Origin of the sequence: Bacillus sp. JJ1503 (genome assembly GCF_036965125.1) — a bacterium.
Taxonomy (GTDB): domain Bacteria; phylum Bacillota; class Bacilli; order Bacillales; family Cytobacillaceae; genus Cytobacillus.
In genome coordinates this window covers 3,550-4,622 of record NZ_JBALOZ010000104.1, presented here as the reverse complement: position 1 = coordinate 4,622, position 1,073 = coordinate 3,550, and the positions used below count along the sequence as shown (strand labels likewise).

At 38.8% G+C, this 1,073-nt stretch carries 1 protein-coding gene; it reads left to right on the top strand.

What is annotated here, in order from left to right; all coding sequences use genetic code 11:
• Positions 1-137 precede the first annotated feature (137 nt).
• Positions 138-1,073: aminotransferase class I/II-fold pyridoxal phosphate-dependent enzyme (locus V7149_RS09460; RefSeq protein ID WP_335345385.1), on the top strand; the 936-nt coding region annotated here is incomplete at its 3' end.

The following is a 1,073-nucleotide window of genomic DNA, read 5'->3' as shown; positions in this document are numbered from 1 at the left end:
ATTGAAAAGGTGCTAATTCCTGCAAGTTTTTTGTTATAAAAACTTGAAAGATAAGAAGAGTGACTATGTAAACAATGAAAAGTCTTCTTCTTAAGAAGGCTTTTTTTATTGTTTTAAGACAAAAAGGAGTGCTGACAATGTATAAAACTGACACAATTCTTGCTCAAATTGGTAATCGCAGTGAAACAGTCACTGGAACTGTAAACCCCCCTGTTTATTTTTCTACAGCCTATCGACACGAAGGGATTGGACAGTCTACTGGTTTTGATTATATCCGAACAGGAAATCCAACAAGATCCATATTGGAAAAGGCAATTGCCGAGCTTGAAGAAGGAGATCAAGGCTATGCGTGCAGTTCAGGAATGGCTGCGATTCTTACGGTCCTCTCCATTTTCCAATCAGGCGATGAATTAATAGTTTCTAAGGATCTATATGGCGGTACATACCGTTTATTCGAACAAGGATATAAGAAATGGGGATTGAATTGTAAATATATTAAGGACTTTTCAGATGAGAGTCTGGAACAGGAAATCACAGCAAAGACAAAGGCAATTTTCATAGAAACGCCTACAAACCCATTAATGGAGCAAACAGATATTAAAGAAGTTGCTGAATTCGCTAAAAAGCATCAGCTTTTGCTAATTGTCGATAACACTTTTTATACCCCTGTTTTGCAGCAGCCAATTAAGCTTGGTGCAGACATTGTGATCCATAGTGCAACGAAGTATTTAGGCGGACATAATGATGTTCTAGCCGGATTAATTGTTGCAAATGGAAAAGAGTTATGCGAATCATTAGCTATGTACCACAATGCAGCAGGCGGAGTATTAAGCCCATTTGATTCATGGCTTCTTATTCGCGGAATGAAAACTCTTTCACTTCGGATGGAACGACATGAAAAGAATGCTCAAAAACTAGTTCATTACTTATCTGATCATGAAGCAGTAACGGATGTCCTTTACCCTGGCCGCGGAGGAATGATTTCATTTCGGATTAAGGACGAATCCTATGTGAATCCGTTTTTACAAAGTCTTTCCCTCATTTCATTTGCGGAAAGCCTTGGGGGTGCAGAG